Raw genomic sequence first — 19,058 nt, 5'->3', positions numbered from 1 at the left:
GCCTTCCCGGGCCGGCCGCCGGTGTGCCGTTCCACCGGTCGCCGACCTCGGCGGCAAAGCCGGTAGCGGGTTGCGCTACCCTTGAACGTCGGCCGTCCGCACCGCGCTGACCGTGCGCGCCCGCGGGCGGCGGAGAATCCAGTTTCAAGCCCCAGGAAGAGACATGCCTCCGAAGAAGAAGCTCGTCAAGACTTTCACGCTTCAGCTGCCGGCGGGCCAGGCCACCCCGGCGCCGCCGGTCGGCCCCGCGCTCGGCCAGCACGGCGTGAACATCATGGAGTTCTGCAAGTCCTACAACGCGCAGACCGAGTCCCAGCGTGGCGACGTCGTCCCCGCCGAGATCAGCGTCTACGAGGACCGCACCTTCACCTTCGTGCTGAAGACCCCGCCCGCCGCCCGGCTGCTGATCAAGGCCGCCGGCGTGCAGAAGGGCTCGGGCGTCCCGCACAAGGAGAAGGTCGGCTCGGTCACCCGCGCCCAGCTGCGCGAGATCGCCGAGAAGAAGATGGCGGACCTCAACGCCAACGACATCGAGCAGGCCGAGAAGATCATCGCCGGCACCGCCCGGTCGATGGGCCTGACCGTCGCCGACTGATCTCGTCGTACCCGCTCCACCCGATCCGTTCGTGGGAGGGCCGCGAGTCCCGCGCGCCCGCCAGAGACCACAGGAGTCACCAGAAATGCAGCGCAGCAAGAGCTACCGCAAGGCCGCCGAGGTCATCGACCGGTCGAAGCTGTACGCCCCCGCCGAGGCCGTGAAGCTGGCCAAGGAGAACACCAACGTCAAGTTCGACGCCACGGTCGAGGTCGCGATGCGCCTCGGCGTCGACCCCCGCAAGGCGGACCAGATGGTCCGCGGCACGGTCAACCTGCCGCACGGCACCGGTAAGACCGCCCGCGTGATCGTCTTCGCCGCCGGCGCGAAGGCCGAGGAGGCCGCCGCCGCGGGTGCGGACGAGGTGGGCACCGACGAGCTGGTCGCCCGCATCCAGGGCGGTTGGCTGGACTTCGACGCGGCGATCGCCACGCCGGACCAGATGGCCAAGATCGGCCGGATCGCGCGGATCCTGGGCCCGCGCGGTCTCATGCCGAACCCGAAGACCGGCACCGTGACCATGGACGTCACCAAGGCGGTCGCGGACATCAAGGGCGGTAAGATCACCTTCCGGGTGGACAAGCACTCGAACCTGCACCTGATCATCGGCAAGGCCTCCTTCTCGGAGAACCAGCTGATCGACAACTACGCCGCGGTGCTGGACGAGGTCCTCCGTGCCAAGCCGTCCGCGGCCAAGGGCACGTACCTCAAGAAGGTCACGCTGACCACCACCATGGGCCCGGGCGTCCCGGTCGACCCGAAGCTCATCAAGAACCTGCAGGAGGGCTCGGCCGAGGCCTGAGCACGCACCTCCCGGACGGGGCCCCGCCACCACGTGGCGGGGCCCCGTCCGTCTGTCCGTTGTGGCAGGCTCGGCGCATGCGGCTCGACGGCGTCTGGCTCCGGTACCACCGGCACGGCCCCTGGGTGCTGCGACAGGTCGACGCGACGATCGGTCCGGGCGAGGTCGCGGTCGTGCTCGGCCGCAACGGCGCGGGCAAGTCCACGCTGCTCCAGCTCGCCGCCGGGGTGCTGCGGCCGAGCCGTGGTCGGGTGGTCGACCGGCCGGCGACAGTCGGTTGGGTGCCGGAACGCTTCCCCGCCGACCAGCCGTTCACCGTCGGGGACTACCTGGCCGCCATGGGCCGCGTCGCCGGCCTGCCCGGTCCCGCCGCCGACCGGGCGGTGCGCCACTGGGTGGAGCGGCTGGGCCTGACCCGCTTCTCCGACGTGAGCCTGCCGCAGCTCTCCAAGGGCACCGCGCAGAAGGTCGGCCTGGCCCAGGCGCTGCTGCGCCCGCCCGGCCTGCTGGTGCTCGACGAGCCCTGGGAGGGGCTCGACGCGGCGGCCCGCGAGCTGGTCCCCGAGATGATCGGCGAGGTGCTGGCCGGCGGCGGTGCGGTGCTGGTCAGTGACCACCGGGGCGAGACGGTCCGGCTGCCCGGCGCCCGCCGCTGGTCGGTCACCGACGGCACGCTGGCCGAGGAGGCGTCGTCCGAGGGCTCGGCCGTCGCGGTGGTCGAGCTGGCGGTGCCGGCCGCGGGGCTCGCCGCCGCCGTCGCCCGCCTGCGCGCCGACGGCCACCAGATCCTTCGGGTACGCGAACCCGCCGTCCCGCCCGCCGCCGGGTCACCGGCACCGGCTCCCGCCGGCGGGCCGGGCGTCGAGGCCCCCGGCGAGTCGCCGGCGCCGGGCCGGTCCGACGCGTCGGCGGTCGGGGCCGATGCCGGACCACCGGTCCGGTCCGGCGTATCGGTGGTCGAGGCCGATGGGGGGTCACCGGTCCGCTCCGGCGCGTCCGCGGTCGGGGCCGATGCCGGACCACCGGGCCGCTCCGGCGCGTCTGTGGTCGAGGCCGATGGCGGGTCACCGGATGTCCCCGGCGTGCCGGGCGTCGGGGCCGGGGCCGGGTCGGGGACGCCGGATGCCGGTGCCGGCCGCGCCGGCGTGGCGTCGGAGGTGGGCCGGTGATCGCGCTGGTCCGGCTGCGGCTGGCCGGCTTCGTGCGTACCGGACGGGCGCTCGCGCCGGTGCTGACCGGCCTGCTCGCCCTGGGCATCCTCTACGGCGGCGGTGGCGCGGGCCGACCGGCGGAGGTCTACGGCGTCTCCGCGGTGGTGATCTTCCCGGTGCTGGCCTGGCAGACCAAGATCCTGCTGGACGTCGAACCCGACGTGCAGCGCCGGTTGGCCCGGGTCGTGGTCGGGCCGGCCCGGGAACGGGCGGCCGGGCTGCTCGCGGCGCTCGTGGCCGGGCTCGCCGTGGTGCTTGTCGCGCTGGCGATGCCGTGGCCGCTCGGCGCGGTGTCGCTGGCGGGCGGGCCGGGGGGCCGGCCGGCGCTCGTCGGGGTGGCGCTCGGCGTCTGGGCGCACCTGCTCGCGCTGCCGGCGGCGGTGGCGCTCGGCGCGCTGGCCAGCCGGCCGATCACCCGCAGCGCCGGCTACGGTGCGGCGGTGCTGGCGGTCGGCGTGGTCGGGGTGGTGGTGTGCGGGTTGTCCGACTCGGTGGTGCCGTGGCTGGTCCCGCCGGTGATGGCGACCGCGCGGGCGGTCACCGCGCCGGTGACGCCCGGCGTGGGGCTGCTGCTCACCGGCTGGGCGGCGCTGTGGGTGGCGGTGGCGCTGGCCGGCTACGCCTGGGGGCGGCGCACCCGGGCCTGACCGCCGGGTGACCCGGAGCACTCCGGGGCGATTTGGCGCTCTGCCGCACGTCGCGTAACCTGAACCGGTAGTTCCACCCAAAGACCGCTGGTCACCGTGCCCCGGCACGGTCGAAGGTCCCGCGACGACGGGCGACCCGCGCAGGGCGGCAAGCGAAACTCGGTGTCAGGCACGGTCCGCCGACTGTGTTCCATGATCCCGGCCCTCGCCCCGTGCGCCCCGCGCCGGGGCTTTTTCGTTGTCGTGGTGCCTCCGCCGCCGTCGCGACGTCCCGTCGCCGGCGTGCCAGCTCCGAGTAACGAGAGAGGAGGGACATGGCGGACAAGCCGATCCGGGCCGACAAGGCCACGGCCGTCGCCGAGCTGACCGAGAACTTCCGCACCTCGGGAGCCACCGTGCTCACCGAGTACCGCGGGCTCACGGTCTCGCAGCTCACCCAGCTGCGGCGCGCGCTCGGCAAGGAGACCAGCTACACGGTCGCGAAGAACACGCTGGCCAAGCGTGCCGCGACCGATGCGGGCATCTCCGGCCTCGACGAGCTGTTCACCGGTCCTACCGCGCTGACTTTCGTTTCGGGCGACGTCGTCGAGGCGGCGAAGGGGCTTCGCGACTTCGCGAAGGCCAACCCGAAGCTCGTCATCAAGGGCGGTGTCTTCGAGGGCAGGGCCATTTCCGCGGCCGAGGTCACGAAGCTCGCCGACCTGGAGTCCCGCGAGGTGCTGCTGGCCAAGCTGGCCGGCGCCATGAAGGGCAACCTGAGCAAGGCCGCGGCCCTGTTCCAGGCGCCGCTCTCCAAGGCCGCCCGCGCGGCGGCCGCCCTGGCGGACAAGAAGCGCGAGCAGGAGGGCGCCGAGGCGGCCTGAGGCCGCACGGCGCACCACATTCTTAGTTTCCACTTTCAGAAAGGACGCCAGACATGGCGAAGCTCAGCACCGACGAGCTGCTCGACGCGTTCAAGGAGATGACGCTGATCGAGCTCTCCGAGTTCGTGAAGCAGTTCGAGGAGACCTTCGAGGTCACCGCCGCCGCTCCGGTCGCGGTTGCCGCTGCCGGCGGTGCCGGTGGCGCTGCCGCCGCCCCGGCCGAGGAGGAGAAGGACGAGTTCGACGTCATCCTCGACGCCGACGGTGGCAAGAAGATCCAGGTCATCAAGGTCGTGCGTGAGCTGACCGGCCTGGGCCTCAAGGAGGCCAAGGACCTGGTCGAGGCCGCTCCGAAGGCCGTCCTGGAGAAGGCCAACAAGGAGACCGCCGAGAAGGCCAAGGCCAAGCTCGAGGGCGAGGGCGCCAAGGTCACCCTCAAGTGACAGTGGTTTGACCTGACGCGCGTCCGGCTCACGTGAGCCGGGGCACACCGTGTCGCAGCGGGCGGTGATCCGGGAGACCGGGTCACCGCCCGCTGTCGTGGTGTCACCCGCTGGAAGCGCCGTGAGCAGGGCGTACAGGTTCCTCGTACCGGCCTCTCAGCGATGGGGAGCCGGTAGCCCGTCGGTGGGAAAGACACTCTGAGCGGTAACCGGCCCTTGACGCGGCACCGGCCGGCAGGCACGCTGGCATCAGCAAGACCTTCCGCGCTTGCAACGGCCGCCACTCGGGTAAGGGCAACGGCAGCACCAACGCCGCGGCTCCCGAGCGGACCGGCAGGAGCGTCGCGTTCCGAGCGGCCCGATGGACCCGGGTTTCCGAGGTCCCAGGGCTTGTTCCGCGACGACCTGCGGGGTGGGCTGGACAGCGGTTAGCCTCTCGGCTACACTGCTAGTTTGCGCTGCCTTCCGACTTGACCCCTGCTCGGAAATGTCCGATTGTGGATATTTCTGGTGGGGTCATTGGAGTGCACGCGTACCAGCCGTTCTGCAGCACCGGTCCTCGGAAGGACGCATCTTGGCAGCTTCCCGCCCTGCGAAGACCAGTCGTACGTCGAGCGCTTTCGCACCCCGCCGAGTTTCATTCGGCCGGATCACCGAACACCTCGAGGTCCCCAACCTCCTTGCCATTCAGAACGAGTCCTTCGACTGGCTCGTCGGCAACGAGGCTTGGCAGGGCCGGTCGGCGGACGACCCGCACGCACGCTCGGGTCTCGCGGAGATCCTCGACGAGATCAGTCCCATTGAGGACTTCTCCGGCACCATGTCGCTCTCCTTCTCCGCTCCGCGCTTCGACGAGGTCAAGGCCTCGATCGAGGAGTGCAAGGAGAAGGACCTGACCTACTGCGCGCCACTGTTCGTGACCGCGGAGTTCACCAACAACACCACCGGCGAGATCAAGAGCCAGACGGTGTTCATGGGTGACTTCCCGATGATGACGCCGAAGGGCACCTTCATCATCAACGGCACCGAGCGCGTCGTGGTCAGCCAGCTCGTCCGCTCGCCGGGCGTCTACTTCGACAAGCAGCCGGACAAGACCTCCGACCGCGACCTCTCCAGCGTCAAGGTCATCCCGAGTCGGGGTGCCTGGCTGGAGTTCGACATCGACAAGCGCGACACGGTCGGCGTCCGCATCGACCGCAAGCGTCGGCAGGCCGTCACCGTCCTACTCAAGGCCATCGGGTGGTCCGCGGAGCGCATCCGCGAGAAGTTCGGCTGGTCCGAGCTGATGATGACCACGCTCGAGAAGGACCACATCGCCGGCCAGGACGAGGCGCTGCTCGACATCTACCGGAAGCTCCGCCCTGGCGAGCCGCCGACCCGTGAGAACGCCCAGACCCTGCTCGACAACCTCTTCTTCAACCCGAAGCGGTACGACGTCGCCAAGGTCGGGCGCTACAAGTTCAACAAGAAGCTCGAAGTCGACGTGCCGATGAACACCGGCACGCTGACCGAGGACGACATCGTCGCCACCGTGGAGTACCTCTGCCGGCTGCACGCCGGTGAGGACGGCTACGAGGCCGACGACATCGACCACTTCGGCAACCGTCGCCTGCGTACCGTGGGCGAGCTGATCCAGAACCAGGTCCGGGTGGGTCTCTCCCGGATGGAGCGGGTCGTCCGCGAGCGGATGACCACCCAGGACGTCGAGGCGATCACGCCGCAGACCCTGATCAACATCCGCCCGGTGGTGGCGGCGATCAAGGAGTTCTTCGGCACGTCGCAGCTGTCCCAGTTCATGGACCAGACCAACCCGCTGGCGGGTCTGACCCACCGGCGCCGGCTGAGCGCGCTCGGCCCGGGTGGTCTGTCCCGGGAGCGGGCCGGCTTCGAGGTCCGGGACGTGCACCCGTCCCACTACGGCCGGATGTGCCCGATCGAGACGCCGGAAGGCCCGAACATCGGCCTGATCGGCGCGCTGTCCACGTTCGCCCGGGTCAACCCGTTCGGCTTCATCGAGACGCCGTACCGGAAGGTCATCGACGGTCGGGTCACCGACCAGATCGACTACCTGACCGCGGACGAGGAGGACCGGTTCGTCAAGGCGCAGGCCAACGCCCCGCTGAAGTCGGACGGCACGTTCGCCGAGGACCGGGTGCTGTGCCGCCGTAAGGGTGGCGAGACCGAGGACGTGGTCCCCAGCGCCGTCGACTACATGGACGTCTCGCCGCGGCAGATGACCTCGGTCGCCACCGCGATGATCCCGTTCCTGGAGCACGACGACGCCAACCGCGCGCTCATGGGCGCGAACATGCAGCGTCAGGCGGTGCCGCTGGTCAAGGCCGAGGCCCCGCTGGTCGGCACCGGCATGGAGTACCGCGCGGCCGTGGACGCCGGCGACGTGGTCGTCGCCGAGGTCGGCGGTGTGGTCGAGGACCTGTGCGCGGACTACATCACCGTGCACCAGGACGACGGCCACCGCCGGACGTACCTGCTGCACAAGTTCCGCCGCTCCAACGCCGGCTCCTGCGTCAACCAGAAGCCGGTCGTCTTCGAGGGCGACCGCGTCGAGGCCGGTCAGGTCGTCGCCGACGGTCCGTGCACCGACGAGGGCGAGATGGCGCTCGGGCGCAACCTGCTCGTGGCGTTCATGTGCTGGGAGGGCCACAACTACGAGGACGCGATCATCCTGTCGCAGCGCCTCGTGCAGCAGGACGTGCTCACCTCGATCCACATCGAGGAGCACGAGGTCGACGCCCGGGACACCAAGCTCGGCCCGGAGGAGATCACCCGCGACATCCCGAATGTCAGCGAGGAGATGCTCGCCGACCTCGACGAGCGCGGCATCATCCGGATCGGCGCCGAGGTCGTCCCCGGCGACATCCTGGTCGGCAAGGTCACGCCGAAGGGTGAGACCGAGCTGACCCCGGAGGAGCGGCTGCTCCGCGCGATCTTCGGTGAGAAGGCGCGCGAGGTCCGGGACACCTCGCTGAAGGTGCCGCACGGCGAGACCGGCACGGTCATCGGTGTGCGTACCTTCTCCCGCGAGGACGGCGACGAGCTGCCCCCGGGCGTGAACGAGCTGGTGCGGGTCTACGTGGCCCAGAAGCGCAAGATCCAGGACGGTGACAAGCTCGCGGGCCGCCACGGCAACAAGGGCGTCATCTCCAAGATCCTGCCGGTCGAGGACATGCCGTTCCTGGAGGACGGCACCCCGGTCGACATCGTGCTGAACCCGCTCGGTGTGCCGTCCCGGATGAACATCGGCCAGGTCCTGGAGACCCACCTCGGGTGGGTGGCCAAGACCGGCTGGAGTGTGGACGGCGACGACGCGGAGTGGAAGCGCCAGCTCAAGTCGATCAACGCGCACGAGTCCGAGCCGGACACCAACGTGGCCACCCCGGTCTTCGACGGTGCCCGCGAGGAGGAGATCTCCGGCCTGCTGGCGTCGACCCTGCCCAACCGGGACGGCAACCAGCTCATCGGGCGCACCGGCAAGGCGCAGCTGTTCGACGGTCGTTCCGGTGAGCCGCTGCCCGACCCGATCGCGGTCGGCTACGTCTACATCCTGAAGCTCAACCACCTGGTCGACGACAAGATCCACGCCCGGTCGACCGGCCCGTACTCGATGATCACGCAGCAGCCGCTGGGTGGTAAGGCGCAGTTCGGTGGCCAGCGCTTCGGTGAGATGGAGTGCTGGGCCATGCAGGCGTACGGCGCCGCCTACGCCCTGCAGGAGCTGCTGACCATCAAGTCCGACGACGTCCTCGGCCGGGTCAAGGTCTACGAGGCGATCGTCAAGGGCGAGAACATCCCCGAGCCGGGCATCCCGGAGTCGTTCAAGGTGCTGCTCAAGGAGCTGCAGTCGCTGTGCCTCAACGTCGAGGTGCTCTCCAGCGACGGTGTGGCCCTGGAGATGCGCGAGACCGACGACGAGGTGTTCCGGGCGGCGGAGGAGCTGGGCATCGACCTGTCCCGGCGCGAGCCGAGCTCGGTCGAAGAGGTCTGAGGCGATGAATCGGGGGCCGGCTCGCCGGCCCCCGATCCCGCCCGTTAGCTAGCAGTACAGACGACGACATAGGGGACACAGTGCTCGACGTCAACTTCTTCGACGAGCTGCGCATCGGTCTCGCCACCGCCGACGACATCCGTCAGTGGTCCCACGGCGAGGTCAAGAAGCCCGAGACCATCAACTACCGCACCCTCAAGCCGGAGAAGGACGGGCTCTTCTGCGAGAAGATCTTCGGTCCGCAGCGGGACTGGGAGTGCTACTGCGGTAAGTACAAGCGGGTCCGCTTCAAGGGCATCATCTGCGAGCGCTGCGGCGTCGAGGTGACCCGCTCCAAGGTTCGCCGGGAGCGGATGGGTCACATCGAGCTGGCCGCTCCGGTGACCCACATCTGGTACTTCAAGGGCGTGCCGAGCCGGCTGGGCTACCTGCTGGACCTCGCCCCGAAGGACCTCGAAAAGATCATCTACTTCGCCTCGTACGTCGTGACGAGCGTGGACGCCGAGTCGCGTCACCGTGACCTCTCGACCATCGAGAACGAGATCCTGGCCGAGAAGCGGCAGTCGGAGAACAGCCGCGACTCGGAGATCGAGAAGCGGGCCGCCAAGCTGGAGGCCGACCTGGCCGAGCTGGAGGCCGAGGGCGCGAAGGCGGACGTCCGGCGCAAGGTCAAGGAGGGCGGAGAGCGCGAGATGCGCCAGATCCGCGACCGGGCCCAGCGCGAGATCGACCGCCTCGACGAGGTCCTCGACACCTTCCGCAAGCTGGAGCCGAAGCAGCTCGTCACCGACGAGCTGCTCTACCGCGAGCTGCGCGACCGCTTCGGTGAGTACTTCACCGGCAGCATGGGCGCCGAGGCCATCAAGGCGCTGGTCCAGAACATGGACCTCACCGCCGAGGCGGAGAACCTGCGCGAGACCATCCGCTCCGGCAAGGGCCAGCGGAAGATCCGGGCGCTCAAGCGGCTGAAGGTCGTCGCGGCGTTCCAGAACACCCGCAACTCCCCGCTCGGCATGGTGCTGGACTGCGTCCCGGTCATCCCGCCGGACCTGCGTCCGATGGTGCAGCTCGACGGTGGCCGTTTCGCGACCTCCGACCTGAACGACCTCTACCGCCGGGTGATCAACCGGAACAACCGCCTCAAGCGACTGATCGACCTCGGCGCGCCCGAGATCATCGTCAACAACGAGAAGCGGATGCTCCAGGAGGCCGTCGACGCGCTGTTCGACAACGGCCGTCGTGGTCGTCCGGTGACCGGCCCGGGTAACCGGCCGCTGAAGTCGCTCTCCGACATGCTCAAGGGCAAGCAGGGCCGGTTCCGCCAGAACCTGCTGGGCAAGCGCGTCGACTACTCCGGCCGTTCGGTCATCGTGGTCGGCCCGAAGCTCAAGCTGCACCAGTGCGGCCTGCCCAAGCAGATGGCCCTGGAGCTGTTCAAGCCGTTCGTGATGAAGCGGCTGGTCGACCTCAACCACGCGCAGAACATCAAGTCCGCCAAGCGGATGGTCGAGCGGCAGCGGCCGGTCGTGTGGGACGTGCTGGAAGAGGTCATCGGCGAGCACCCGGTGCTGCTGAACCGCGCGCCGACCCTGCACCGCCTGGGCATCCAGGCCTTCGAGCCGCAGCTGGTCGAGGGCAAGGCCATCCAGATCCACCCGCTGGTCTGCACCGCGTTCAACGCCGACTTCGACGGTGACCAGATGGCGGTCCACGTGCCGCTGTCCGCCGAGGCCCAGGCCGAGGCGCGGATCCTGATGCTGTCGTCGAACAACATCCTCAAGCCGGCCGACGGCAAGCCCGTCACCATGCCCACCCAGGACATGGTGATCGGCCTCTACCACCTCACCCACCTCACCCCGGGTGGCACGGGCGAGGGCCGGGCGTTCAGCTCGGACGCCGAGGCGCGGATGGCGTACGACAACGGCGAGCTGCACCTGCAGACCCCGGTCAAGATCCGGCTGCACGACGTCGTCGGGGTCGACAACGGCGCCGGCGCCGAGCCGTGGACCGCGCCCGAGGGCTGGGTCGAGGGCGGAACGGTGACCGTCGAGACCACCCTGGGTCGGGTCCTGTTCAACGAGACGCTGCCCCCGGGCTACCGCTTCGTGAACTACGAGATCCGCAAGGGCCAGCTCTCCGCGATCGTCAACGACCTCGCCGAGCGCTTCCCGAAGGTGGCCCTGGCGGCCACTCTGGACGGGCTCAAGGAGGCCGGTTTCCACTGGGCCACCTGGTCCGGCGTCACCATCGGCATGGAGGACGTCATCGCTCCGCCGCGCAAGCGGGAGATCCTGGAGCGGTACGAGAAGGAAGCCGACCGGATCGACAAGCAGTACCAGCGTGGTCTGATGACCGCCGAGGAGCGCCGCGGCGAGCTGATCGAGATCTGGACCAAGGCGACCAACGAGGTCGCCAAGGAGATGGACACCGCGCTGCCGCAGGAGAACCCGCTGTGGAAGATGATCAACTCGGGTGCCCGCGGTAACCTGCTCCAGCTCCGGCAGATCGCGGCGATCCGTGGTCTGGTGGCCAACCCGAAGGGCGAGATCATCCCGCGGCCGATCAAGGCCTCGTACCGGGAGGGTCTGTCCGTGCTGGAGTACTTCATCTCCACGCACGGTGCCCGTAAGGGCCTCGCGGACACCGCCCTGCGTACCGCCGACTCGGGTTACCTGACCCGGCGTCTGGTGGACGTCTCGCAGGACGTCATCATCCGCGAGGAGGACTGCGGCACCGACCGGGCCATCCCGATGCAGATCGGCGAGCGGGTCGACGGCAAGCTGGTCGTGCACGAGCACGCCGAGACCAGCGTGCACGCCCGGACGCTGGCCGACGACATCAAGGGGCCGGACGGCACCGTGGTGGCCCACCGCGGCCAGGACATCAACTCCATCGGCGTCGACGCGATCGTCGCCGCCGGCGTGGAGACGGTCCGGGTGCGCAGCGTGCTCACCTGCGAGTCGAAGCTGGGCGTCTGCGGTGCGTGCTACGGCCGCTCGCTGCCGACCGGCAAGACCGTGGACGTCGGCGAGGCGGTCGGCATCATCGCCGCCCAGTCGATCGGTGAGCCGGGTACGCAGCTGACGATGCGTACCTTCCACACCGGTGGTGTCGCGGGTGAGGACATCACCCAGGGTCTGCCCCGTGTCCAGGAGATTTTTGAGGCCCGGGTGCCGAAGGGTAAGGCGCCCATCGCCGACACCCCCGGCCGCATCCGGATCGAGGACGGCGAGCGGTCCCGCAAGATCGTGGTCATCCCGGACGACGGCAGCGACGAGATCGTCTACGACAAGATCTCGAAGCGGGTCCGGCTCCGGGCGCACGACGGCGACCACGTCGAGGTCGGCGAGAAGCTCACCGAGGGCACCATCGACCCGCACGAGCTGCTGCGCATCCTCGGCCCGCGCGCGGTCCAGGTCCACCTGACCCAGGAGGTCCAGGAGGTCTACCGCTCGCAGGGTGTGCTCATCCACGACAAGCACATCGAGATCATCATCCGCCAGATGCTCAAGCGGGTGACGGTCATCGACTCCGGCTCGACCGAGTTCCTGCCGGGCGTGCTCGTCGACCGGGCGCTGTTCGAGTCGGAGAACCGCCGGCTCGTCGGCGAGGGTGGCGAGCCCGCCGCCGGTCGCCCGGTGCTGATGGGTATCACCAAGGCCTCGCTGGCCACGGATTCCTGGCTGTCGGCGGCCTCCTTCCAGGAGACCACCCGGGTGCTGACGGACGCGGCGATCCACGCCCGCAGCGACTCGCTGATCGGCCTCAAGGAGAACGTGATCATCGGTAAGCTCATCCCGGCCGGTACCGGCATCAGCAAGTACCGCAACGTCCGGGTCGAGCCGACCGAGGAGGCGAAGGCCAAGGTCTACTCGATGACCGGCTACCCGGAGACCGACTACGGCTTCGGGCCGGCCAGCGGCCAGGCGGTTCCGCTGGACGACTTCGACTTCGGGTCGTACCGCTAACCCGCACGGACGACGAGGCCCCCGGCATCCGCCGGGGGCCTCGTCGCGTCCGGGGCCCGGTCGCGCCCGGAGCGGAGGCATGATGGAGGCATGACGACCGTGCCCGGGCAGGCGCCCCACGTGCCGCAGGCGCACCGCCATCCGCACGACCCGGATCCGGTCCGCTCCACGAAGGCCCGCGCGGTCTTCGCCCTCGGCCTGATCGGCGCGCTGACCGGCTTCTTCGTCGGCGGGGTGGTGCCGTCGACCATCGCGCTCACGCTGGCCCGGCAGGCCCGCCGGGAGGCGTACGCGTCGGGCGGTTACCTGACCGGCGCCGACTGGCTGCGGCGCGGTGAGCGGCTGGCCCGGATCGGTCTGCTGCTGACCGCCGTGGCGGTGGTGGCCGCGGTGGTGATCGGGGTGGTCCGGCACGCCGACGCGTCGTTCGGGCACGACTTCGCCCCGAACTTCGACTGACCGGGCGGGGGAGCGGCCCGCGCCGGCCCACCCGGTGGTGACGCGCGGCGGTAGCCTGGCCGGTGTCCGCCGCGTGGCGGGTGAGTCAGGTGACAGGAGGACCCCGTGACGGAACCGGCCGCGCCGGGAGGCGACCCGATCCGCCCCGGTTCCGAGCCGGACGCCGCCGCGTCGCCGGGCCCCGACCCGGTCAGCCCGTGGGCCGCGCCGTCCGACCCCCGTCCGTCGAACCCTCCGTCGAACCCGGGCCCGCCGCCGCACTCCGCCCCGCCGTCGGACCCGTCCGCGCCGCCGTTCGACTCGGCCCGGACGCCGGACCCGGCCCCGCCGCACTCCGCGCCGCCCGGTCCCTGGCCGCCGGCCGGACCGTATCCGCCGGGTGGGCACGGTCCGGCGTCCGCGCCGGCCCACCATCCGGGGTCGCCCGGGCCGGGGGCGGCACACCAGCCCGGACCGTTCGGGTCGGCGTACCCGCCCGGACCGGCCGGGCCCGGGTCGGCGTACCCGTCGGGACAGCACGGGTACGGCGCTGGAGGCGCGGCGTTCGGGGCGTACCCGGGGAACGAGCCCGGCCACGGCGGCGGGTGGGGGGCGCCGGCGCTCCCGCCGCCACCGCGCGAGGCGCCCCGGCCGCCGAAGCGGGTCGACGCGGTGCCGGGCACCCCGTTCGGGGTGGTGCACCTCGACGTGCCGCCGGTCACCTCCGGGCTGGCGATCGGCTCGCTGATCACCGGCGTCGCCTCGATCCTGGTGTCGCTGCTGGTCCTCTGCTTCGGCATCGCCGGGCCGGACTACGGCGGCGCGTGGGCGGCCGGCGCGTTCACGGTGCTCGGTGCGCTGGCCGGGGTCGGGGCGATCGTGGCCTGGCTGCTCGCCCGCCGGCAGATCCGGCGACCGGCGCCGCCACCGGCGGTCCGGTTCACCGGTGGCGGCCTGGCCGTGGCGGGGCTGAGCTGCGGCGCGGTGGGGCTCCTGCTGAGCGTGGTCGGGCTCGGGATCGCCCTGGTGGTGCAGATCACGTGACGGCCGGCGCGTCGCTGACCGGTTGAGGAATGTATGTCCGGGTCTTCGGCGCTCATCCGGTGTCGGGGCCGCCGGGCCGTGCGCCGGACGAGCCGGTACACTTGTGGTCGTAGGTGCCTGTCGGGGGCGCACCGGTGATCCGGAACCGACCGTTCGGGGCTGCGATGCAGTCCTCCCGAGTCGATCCGTTTTGACCGGCGCGGCTGTGGTAGGTACTCTTTCCCCTTGCGCCCGGGCTCGCCCGGGCAATGCGTGCGTGCGCTGGAGCCGCTCAGTCGGTGATCGTGTGGTCGCACCACCAAAGACCAAATTCCGGTACGACGCGTCAGCGGCCGGCACCGGGACCGTGACTCGGGCGACACGCCCGACCGCGGGTGCTGGGGCCGCCTCAGGGGACCCCGGCTGGAATGTAGGAGAGCCGTCCATCAGGCCGGCTAGAGCAGACGGCGCGGTCGCCTCGCAGCGGCCGAAGGGAGCGGAGAAACCCGGTGCCCACCATTCAGCAGCTGGTCCGAAAGGGCCGACAGGCCAAGACGACCAAGACCAAGACCCCTGCGCTCAAGGGTTCTCCCCAGCGGCGCGGTGTGTGCACCCGCGTGTACACCACCACCCCGAAGAAGCCGAACTCGGCGCTGCGCAAGGTCGCTCGTGTCAAGCTCAGCAGCCAGATCGAGGTGACCGCCTACATCCCGGGCGTCGGCCACAACCTGCAGGAGCACTCGATCGTGCTCGTGCGTGGCGGCCGTGTGAAGGACCTCCCCGGCGTGCGGTACAAGATCGTTCGCGGCTCGCTGGACACCCAGGGTGTCCGCAACCGCAAGCAGGCTCGCAGCCGCTACGGCGCGAAGAAGGAGAAGAGCTGACATGCCGCGTAAGGGACCCGCTCCGCGGAAGCCGCTGGTCGCTGACCCGGTGTACAACTCGCCCCTGGTCACCCAGCTGGTGAACAAGATCCTGCTGCGTGGCAAGCGTCAGCTCGCCGAGCGCATCGTGTACGCCGCCCTGGAGGGCTGCCGCGAGAAGTCCGGCACCGACCCCGTCGTCACGCTCAAGCGGGCGATGGACAACGTGAAGCCGACCCTCGAGGTGCGCAGCCGTCGTGTCGGTGGCGCCACCTACCAGGTTCCGGTCGAGGTCCGGCCGGCCCGCGCGACCACGCTCGGTCTGCGCTGGCTGGTGACCTACTCCCGGGCCCGGCGCGAGAAGACCATGATCGAGCGGCTGATGAACGAGCTGCTGGACGCGAGCAACGGCCTCGGCGCCGCCGTCAAGCGGCGTGAGGACACGCACAAGATGGCCGAGTCCAACAAGGCCTTCGCGCACTACCGCTGGTAACACCTGTGGTTCCGGCGCCCGGTTTGGGCGCCGGAACCAACCACCAGTTGTGTCGAGACGACGATAAGTAGGGATTGAAGTGGCCGCCGCAGACGCGCTCGCCAACGTACGCAATATCGGCATCATGGCGCACATCGATGCCGGTAAGACCACTACCACCGAGCGAATCCTGTTCTACACCGGCATCACGTACAAGATCGGTGAGGTCCACGAGGGCGCCGCCGTCATGGACTGGATGGAGCAGGAGCAGGAGCGCGGTATCACCATCACTTCCGCCGCCACGAAGTGCGAGTGGAAGGGCCACACGATCCAGATCATCGACACGCCCGGCCACGTCGACTTCACGGTCGAGGTCGAGCGGTCGCTGCGGGTTCTGGACGGTGCGGTCGCGGTGTACGACGGCGTGGCCGGTGTGGAGCCGCAGACGGAGAACGTGTGGCGGCAGGCGGACAAGTACAACGTCCCCCGCATGTGCTTCGTCAACAAGCTCGACCGGACCGGCGCCGACTTCTTCCGCTGCGTGCAGATGATGATCGACCGGCTCAACGCCACCCCGCTGGTCCTCCAGATCCCGATCGGCCTCGAGGGCGACCACATCGGCGTCGTCGACCTGATCGGCATGCGCGCCCTCACCTGGCGCGGGGAGACCCAGAAGGGTGAGGACTACGCGATCGAGGAGATCCCGGCCGAGCTGGCCGACTCCGCGGCCGAGTGGCGCGAGAAGCTGATGGAGACCCTCGCCGACGTCGACGACTCGGTGATGGAGAAGTACCTGGAGGGCGAGGAGATCTCCGCCGAGGAGGCCAAGGCCGCCATCCGCCGGGCCACCATCGCCGGCAAGGCCAACCCCGTGCTCTGCGGTTCGGCGTTCAAGAACAAGGGCGTGCAGCCCATGCTCGACGCCGTCATCGACTTCCTGCCGTCGCCGCTTGACGTTCCGGCGATCGAGGGTACGGCCACCGACGGCGAGACGCCGATGCTGCGGAAGCCGTCCCCCTCCGAGCCGTTCTCCGGCCTGGCGTTCAAGATCCAGACCGACAAGCACCTCGGTAAGCTCACCTACGTCCGGGTCTACTCCGGCGTGGTCGAGTCCGGGTCCCAGGTGGTCAACTCCACCAAGGACCGCAAGGAGCGCATCGGCAAGATCTACCAGATGCACGCCAACAAGCGTGAGGAGCGCGGCTCCGCCAAGGCCGGCGACATCATCGCGGTCCAGGGTCTGAAGCAGACCACCACCGGTGACACCCTGTGCGACCCGGCGAACCCGGTCATCCTCGAGTCGATGACGTTCCCGGAGCCGGTCATCGAGGTGGCCATCGAGCCGAAGACCAAGGCCGACCAGGAGAAGCTCAGCACCGCCATCCAGCGGCTGGCCGAGGAGGACCCGACCTTCCGCGTCAAGCTGGACGACCAGACCGGTCAGACGGTCATCTCCGGCATGGGCGAGCTGCACCTGGACATCCTGGTCGACCGGATGCGCCGCGAGTTCAACGTCGAGGCGAACATCGGTAAGCCGCAGGTGGCGTACCGCGAGACCATCCGCCGCAAGGTGGACAAGGTCGAGTACACCCACAAGAAGCAGACCGGTGGTTCCGGCCAGTACGCCCGCGTGATCGTGAGCCTCGAGCCGCTGCCCATGGGCAACGACTCGCCGACCTACGAGTTCGCGAACGCCGTCACCGGTGGCCGCATCCCGCGGGAGTTCATCCCGTCGGTGGACGCCGGTGCCCAGGACGCCATGCAGTACGGCATTCTCGCCGGCTTCCCGCTGGTGGGTCTCAAGCTGACGCTGCTGGACGGCCAGTACCACGAGGTCGACTCGTCCGAGATGGCGTTCAAGATCGCCGGTTCGATGGTGATGAAGGAGGCGGCCCGCAAGGCCGACCCCGCACTGCTCGAGCCGATGATGGCCGTTGAAGTCACCACTCCGGAGGAGAACATGGGTGACGTCATCGGCGACCTCAACTCCCGGCGGGGCATCATCCAGGCGATGGAGGAGCGCAGCGGCGCTCGCGTCGTCCGGGCTCTGGTGCCGCTGTCGGAGATGTTCGGCTACGTCGGCGACCTGCGGTCGAAGACCCAGGGCCGGGCTAGCTACAGCATGCAGTTCGACTCCTACGCCGAAGTGCCGCAGAGCGTGGCGAAGGAGATCATCGCCAAGGCGACGGGTGAGTGACGCTCACCCCGAGCTGACCCGGTGATCCGGGGTTGGTCGCGGGAGGGTTCTCCCGCCCGCGGCCACCTCGGTCGGGTTGTGTGAATCCGGGCCTGTAGGCTTCATCGCCGCAGAACCCACAAAGGCTATCCGGCCGTCAGGCCGGAAAGGCTGTCGACAGAGTCCTACGCGCCGACCGGCGCACCGGGGCGAACGAACCAAGAAAGTCCACCAGGAGGACACCAGTGGCGAAGGCGAAGTTCGAGCGGACTAAGCCGCACGTCAACATCGGCACCATTGGTCACATCGACCACGGTAAGACGACGCTGACGGCGGCCATCACGAAGGTCCTGCACGACCAGTACCCGGACCTGAACCCGTACACGCCGTTCGACGAGATCGACAAGGCGCCGGAGGAGAAGGCCCGCGGCATCACGATCTCGATCGCGCACGTCGAGTACCAGACCGAGGCGCGTCACTACGCGCACGTCGACTGCCCCGGTCACGCCGACTACATCAAGAACATGATCACCGGTGCCGCGCAGATGGACGGCGCGATCCTGGTGGTGGCGGCGACCGACGGCCCGATGCCGCAGACCCGCGAGCACGTGCTGCTGGCCCGTCAGGTCGGTGTGCCGTACATCGTCGTGGCGCTCAACAAGAGCGACATGGTCGACGACGAGGAGCTCCTGGAGCTCGTCGAGCTCGAGGTCCGCGAGCTGCTGTCGGCGCAGGAGTACCCGGGTGACGACCTGCCGGTCGTCCAGGTCTCCGCGCTGAAGGCGCTCGAGGGCGACCCGGTCTGGACCGAGAAGCTGCTCGAGCTGATGAGCGCGGTCGACACCGCGATCCCGCAGCCGGAGCGCGAGACCGAGAAGCCGTTCCTCATGCCCGTCGAGGACGTGTTCACGATCACCGGTCGTGGCACCGTCGTCACCGGTCGTGTCGAGCGTGGCGTGCTGCTCCCGAACGAGGACGTCGAGGTTGTCGGCATCCGCGAGAAGGGCTTCAAGACCAAGGTCACCGCGATCGAGATGTTCCGGAAGACCCTGGACGACGCCCGCGCAGGCGAGAACGTCGGTCTGCTGCTGCGTGGCACCAAGCGCGAGGACGTCGAGCGCGGCATGGTGGTCATCAAGCCGGGCAGCAACACCCCGCACACGGAGTTCGAGGCGACGGTCTACATCCTCTCCAAGGAGGAGGGCGGCCGGCACACCCCGTTCTTCCAGAACTACCGCCCGCAGTTCTACTTCCGCACCACGGACGTCACCGGCGTCGTCACGCTGCCCGAGGGCACCGAGATGGTCATGCCGGGCGACAACACCACGATGTCCGTGAAGCTCATCCAGCCCATCGCGATGGAGGACAACCTCAAGTTCGCGATCCGCGAGGGCGGTCGTACGGTTGGCGCGGGTCGCGTCACCAAGATCGTCAAGTGAGCTGGGTAACCCCGATTAGCGTCGCCGCCGGTCGTGCGGCATACTAGTCAGGTTGCGTAACGACGGTCGGTCACCTGCGTCCGGTTGAGGCTGGACCTCCGGGAGTCAGATC

14 protein-coding genes are annotated in these 19,058 nt (G+C 69.6%); all 14 read left to right on the top strand.

Annotated features, from left to right (window positions below):
- Positions 1-163: 163 nt before the first annotated feature.
- The 14 genes from rplK (at position 164) to tuf (ending at position 18,946) form a co-directional block, all read left to right on the top strand.
- Entirely contained in the window at positions 164-595 is a 432-nt protein-coding gene (gene rplK, locus ACLQ2W_RS11810; RefSeq protein WP_107157429.1) for a 50S ribosomal protein L11, read from the top strand.
- A gap of 85 nt (positions 596-680) precedes the next feature.
- A complete protein-coding gene (rplA, locus tag ACLQ2W_RS11805; protein WP_107157430.1) occupies positions 681-1,397 on the top strand; it encodes a 50S ribosomal protein L1 in 717 nt (238 codons plus the stop codon).
- Between the two features lie 77 nt (positions 1,398-1,474).
- Positions 1,475-2,566 carry an ABC transporter ATP-binding protein gene (locus tag ACLQ2W_RS11800; protein WP_425786385.1) on the top strand — a complete coding sequence of 364 codons (1,092 nt, stop codon included), beginning with the start codon at positions 1,475-1,477 and terminating at the stop codon, positions 2,564-2,566.
- Positions 2,563-3,255 (top strand): hypothetical protein, encoded by a 693-nt coding sequence (locus ACLQ2W_RS11795; protein ID WP_425786384.1) that lies wholly within the window; start codon positions 2,563-2,565, stop codon positions 3,253-3,255. Before ACLQ2W_RS11800 ends, ACLQ2W_RS11795 begins: the two co-directional genes overlap by 4 nt.
- Positions 3,256-3,569: 314 nt before the next feature.
- Positions 3,570-4,118 (top strand): 50S ribosomal protein L10, encoded by a 549-nt coding sequence (gene rplJ / locus ACLQ2W_RS11790; RefSeq protein ID WP_281938123.1) that lies wholly within the window; start codon positions 3,570-3,572, stop codon positions 4,116-4,118.
- Between the two features lie 53 nt (positions 4,119-4,171).
- Positions 4,172-4,561: a 50S ribosomal protein L7/L12 gene (rplL, locus tag ACLQ2W_RS11785; RefSeq protein WP_089155263.1), complete on the top strand. Its 390-nt coding sequence runs from the start codon at positions 4,172-4,174 to the stop codon at positions 4,559-4,561.
- Positions 4,562-5,135: 574 nt separating this feature from the next.
- Positions 5,136-8,567 (top strand): DNA-directed RNA polymerase subunit beta, encoded by a 3,432-nt coding sequence (locus ACLQ2W_RS11780; protein ID WP_405091244.1) that lies wholly within the window; start codon positions 5,136-5,138, stop codon positions 8,565-8,567.
- 80 nt (positions 8,568-8,647) lie between these two features.
- Positions 8,648-12,535 (top strand): DNA-directed RNA polymerase subunit beta', encoded by a 3,888-nt coding sequence (locus ACLQ2W_RS11775; RefSeq protein WP_425786383.1) that lies wholly within the window; start codon positions 8,648-8,650, stop codon positions 12,533-12,535.
- A 90-nt stretch (positions 12,536-12,625) separates the two neighbouring features.
- Entirely contained in the window at positions 12,626-12,994 is a 369-nt protein-coding gene (locus tag ACLQ2W_RS11770) for a hypothetical protein (protein WP_405091242.1), read from the top strand.
- 651 nt (positions 12,995-13,645) lie between these two features.
- The gene (locus ACLQ2W_RS11765) at positions 13,646-14,017 is read left to right on the top strand and encodes a hypothetical protein (protein ID WP_107157495.1); all 372 of its coding nucleotides are present in this window, start codon (positions 13,646-13,648) and stop codon (positions 14,015-14,017) included.
- Between the two features lie 488 nt (positions 14,018-14,505).
- Positions 14,506-14,880 carry a 30S ribosomal protein S12 gene (rpsL, locus tag ACLQ2W_RS11760; RefSeq protein WP_007465318.1) on the top strand — a complete coding sequence of 125 codons (375 nt, stop codon included), beginning with the start codon at positions 14,506-14,508 and terminating at the stop codon, positions 14,878-14,880.
- 1 nt (position 14,881) lies between these two features.
- Positions 14,882-15,352: a 30S ribosomal protein S7 gene (gene rpsG, locus ACLQ2W_RS11755; protein ID WP_077938296.1), complete on the top strand. Its 471-nt coding sequence runs from the start codon at positions 14,882-14,884 to the stop codon at positions 15,350-15,352.
- 79 nt (positions 15,353-15,431) lie between these two features.
- Positions 15,432-17,528 carry an elongation factor G gene (gene fusA / locus ACLQ2W_RS11750; RefSeq protein ID WP_405091241.1) on the top strand — a complete coding sequence of 699 codons (2,097 nt, stop codon included), beginning with the start codon at positions 15,432-15,434 and terminating at the stop codon, positions 17,526-17,528.
- Positions 17,529-17,752: 224 nt separating this feature from the next.
- Positions 17,753-18,946 (top strand): elongation factor Tu, encoded by a 1,194-nt coding sequence (gene tuf / locus ACLQ2W_RS11745; RefSeq protein ID WP_089155259.1) that lies wholly within the window; start codon positions 17,753-17,755, stop codon positions 18,944-18,946.
- Positions 18,947-19,058: the final 112 nt, after the last annotated feature.

The organism is Micromonospora sp. DT227 (assembly GCF_049841835.1).
Taxonomy (GTDB): Bacteria; Actinomycetota; Actinomycetes; order Mycobacteriales; family Micromonosporaceae; genus Micromonospora.
The sequence above is the reverse complement of the archived record's forward strand: the minus strand, read 5'-3'. Positions and strand labels throughout refer to the sequence as shown.